The sequence below is a fragment of the Falcatimonas sp. MSJ-15 genome, from assembly GCF_018918265.1.
Lineage (GTDB): Bacteria > Bacillota > Clostridia > Lachnospirales > Lachnospiraceae > Falcatimonas.
This window is the reverse complement of record NZ_JAHLQC010000039.1, coordinates 1-3,549: the sequence shown is the minus strand read 5'-3', so window position 1 is coordinate 3,549 and position 3,549 is coordinate 1. Positions and strand designations below refer to the sequence as shown.

The 3,549-nt window shown below is 36.3% G+C and carries 3 protein-coding genes; all 3 read left to right on the top strand.

Features of this window, described 5'->3' with window-relative positions; all coding sequences use genetic code 11:
- Window positions 1-383: 383 nt before the first annotated feature.
- The 3 genes from KQI85_RS16075 to bioA all read left to right on the top strand — a co-directional run bounded on the left by KQI85_RS16075 (window position 384) and on the right by bioA (window position 3,084).
- Entirely contained in the window at window positions 384-956 is a 573-nt protein-coding gene (locus KQI85_RS16075) for a biotin transporter BioY (RefSeq protein WP_216577042.1), read from the top strand.
- A gap of 57 nt (window positions 957-1,013) precedes the next feature.
- On the top strand, window positions 1,014-1,697 hold the full coding sequence (gene bioD, locus KQI85_RS16070; RefSeq protein ID WP_216577041.1) for a dethiobiotin synthase: 684 nt from the start codon (window positions 1,014-1,016) through the stop codon (window positions 1,695-1,697).
- Window positions 1,698-1,896: 199 nt separating this feature from the next.
- Window positions 1,897-3,084: an adenosylmethionine--8-amino-7-oxononanoate transaminase gene (gene bioA / locus KQI85_RS16065; protein WP_216577040.1), complete on the top strand. Its 1,188-nt coding sequence runs from the start codon at window positions 1,897-1,899 to the stop codon at window positions 3,082-3,084.
- Window positions 3,085-3,549 lie beyond the last annotated feature (465 nt).

Here is a 3,549-nt window from a genome sequence, read left to right as displayed (position 1 = left end):
AGAATAGATTATGTTATTAATTTTTTTCACAAATTAATTATAACATAAAGAAAGACCTTGAGTTTATTATAAACTCTTGGTCTTTCTTTTTTTCGGGACTATTCTTTTTTCACAGCCCCCTCTTTTGGGCTTTATAGGGATTACGTTGTAATATTTCTATAAAGGAAAACTAATTTGCAAGGAGATTCATTGTATGTTTGATACGAGGAGTTTTACACTAATACTATACAGGGGGGATAAAGTAGATAAAATCGCAGAAGAGTCAGTAAAAGAATAAATATTAAGGTTAAAGTATTTTTTTAGGACATACGACTAAAGTATCTTGACGTATGTCCTTTTTTAAAGTATGATTGTTAACGTAAAGGAGAAGGAGGTTAACAATAATGACATCGAAGACAAAATCAATCGTTTATTGTGGATTATTTACAGCACTTATAGCTATGGGAGCTTTTATAAAGATACCTATTCCTGTTGTGCCATTCACATTGCAGTACTTATTTACAATGATGGCAGGTCTTTTGCTTGGTTCTAAGTTAGGGGCACTTTCAGTCACACTGTATATGCTGCTTGGACTTATGGGGTTGCCTGTATTTGCAGAAGGTGGTGGAATATGGTATGTATTTAAGCCTAGTTTTGGCTATATCATAGGTTTTATTGTAGGGGCGTATGTGACTGGATACATAGCTGAGAATATGAAGAAAAAAGGCATAATTAATTATCTTGGAGCCAATCTGGCAGGGCTTTTTTTCGTATATGCAATCGGAATGATATATTACTACATCATTGGAAATTATGTGGTTGATTCACCAATCGGAATATGGCCATTATTCTTGTACTGCTTTATACTTGCAGTTCCAGGAGATATCGCACTCAGTATACTTGGGGCGGTTCTGGCAAAGAAGATAAGACCTGTAATCAGTCTTGGCGCAATTATGGCAAAAAATGTTGCCAGATAGTAAGGTTGTAATGATATAAAGACAGCAATTAAGAATTTGCAGAAAAGAGGCAGTAAAATGAGTAAAGCATTATTTATTACGGGAACAGGAACAGATATCGGTAAGACTTATGTGGCAGGTCTGATTGTAAAAAAGCTTGCAGACGCAGGAAAAAATGCAGCGTATTATAAGGCTGCAATGAGTGGAAATGATAGAAGAAAGGACGGTACACTTATACCAGGTGATGCACTTTTTGTTAAACAGACTGCACATATAAATCAACCGTTAGATGAGATGTGTCCATATATTTATGAGAACGCATACTCACCACATCTCGCATCAAGAATAGAGGGACATCCAGTTGAGATGAACGTTGTAAGAGATGGGTATGAGAAAGTATGCAGTAAGTATGATTATGTCACTATGGAAGGAAGTGGTGGAATACTTTGTCCTATTTGTTTTGACGAAGCTAAAATACAGCTTGAAGATGTAATAAAAGAGCTTGGATTATCAAGCATAATAATAGCAGATGCGGGACTCGGAACCATAAATAGTGTGGTGCTTACCACAGAGTACATGAAATCGCATGGACTTCCTGTAAAAGGAATTATTTTTAATAATTACCATCCAGGCAATGTGATGGAAGATGACAATATATTTATGTGTGAATACATGACAGGACTGCCGACACTTGCAAAGGTTAAAAAAGGAGATACTGAGCTTGAAATAGATGTTAATGTGCTTTCTGGATTGTATGAATAATTGTATAAGTCCTTAGACAGACAATATTATGATTAAAGGGTCAAAAGGTATCATCGATGCATACCTTAGTGACCCGCACTACACCGAGAAAGTAGCAATTTGCTGCGGAAACGCAGGAAATTAGCGGATTATACATAGCATAGAAAATGTAAGTATCGATAGAACATAATGAATGAAAATTAGAAAAGAGGAATAAAATATGATTTGGTATCCATATGAACAAATGAAAACTATGAAGGAACCATATAAAATTATTGATGCAGATGGTGTTTATTTATATACACAAGACCAGAAACTTATAGATTCAGTGTCATCCTGGTGGTGTATGATTCATGGTTATAAGCATCCAGAACTTACAGAGGCAATAAAGGAGCAGGCAGATCATTTCTGCCATGTGATGCTTGGTGGACTTACCCATGACCCAGTACAGAAACTATCAAAGAAACTTGAAGAATTTTTGCCAGGTGATCTGGATTATTGCTTTTTCTCAGATTCAGGAAGCGTAGCAGTAGAAGTTTCTCTTAAGATGGCATTGCAATACAATACAAATCAGGGAAGAAAGCGTCCACTTGTTCTGGCACTTGAACATGCATATCATGGTGACACATTCAAGGCAATGGAAGTTGGCGATGATGAAGACTATCATTTTGCATTTGAAGAGAAGGCTGGCGTAGTTCATATCCCAACAGAAATTGCTGCACTTGAAGATGTATTTGAGAAATATCATGATAAGCTTAACTGCTTCATAGTAGAGCCACTTTTACAGGGCGCTGGTGGAATGAGAATGTATGACATCGACTTCCTTAAGAGGGCAAGAGAACTATGTACGAAGTATGACGTACTTTTGATTTTTGATGAAGTTGCAACAGGGTTTGGACGTACTGGTAACAGGTTTGTAGCAGACCTTGTGCTGCCTGATATCTTAGTGCTTGGAAAAGCACTTACAGGTGGATATATTGGACATGCTGTTACTGTAGCAAATCATAAAGTATATGATGCATTTTACAGTGACAATGACAGACATGCACTTATGCATGGACCTACATTCATGGGAAATGCTCTTGCATGTGCTGTAGCACTCAAAGGTATTGAGATATTTGAGCGTGAGGACTATATGAGCAAAGTAAAAAGGATAGAAGAAATATCAAGACGTGAGATGGCAGATTTTACGGATCCAAGAATTAGGGAAGTGCGTATAATGGGCGGATGTACATGTGTTGAAGTATATGATCCAAAGACACTTGAAGGCTTCAAGCAGTTTGCATATGAGAGAGGTGTATTTTCGAGACCATTCCTGTCATACATGTATTCGATGGTTCCTTATGTAATAAAAGAGGAAGAACTCGTGAAGATATTTGACACTATGAAAGAATGGTTTGCAATGTAAAAAAATCAGGTACAATATATCAAATCAACTAATATCTTCAACAACCTGCTCATTCACTGATACTGCATAGTTCCATAAATCCGCAGAATATTTCCTACCGACTTTATGGAACTTTGGAACCTACAGACTGTTTTCAGAATGACGCATATAGACATAAGTTAACCAACAACAAAAAGGAGCCTTATCTTGATATTGGCAATGGTAAGCAGTGGAGACCTGCTGTCGCCAAAGTCATAACGTGTGTAAGAATATTAGATCTTGAACATCCTGAGCGATTTTTTTTTGCTTGTTGCATTTAAGAGTATAATTGCGTGGATTCTATCTAAATGGAAACAAAAAAGTTTCCATTTAAGTAGATTTACTTTTTAGTAATAAAGGTGTATTATAAAATACGGTAATACGGTAATATCTTAAAAATCAAAAACATGGGGGACAGAGAGATGAAAAAGAGATGTAGAATATTAT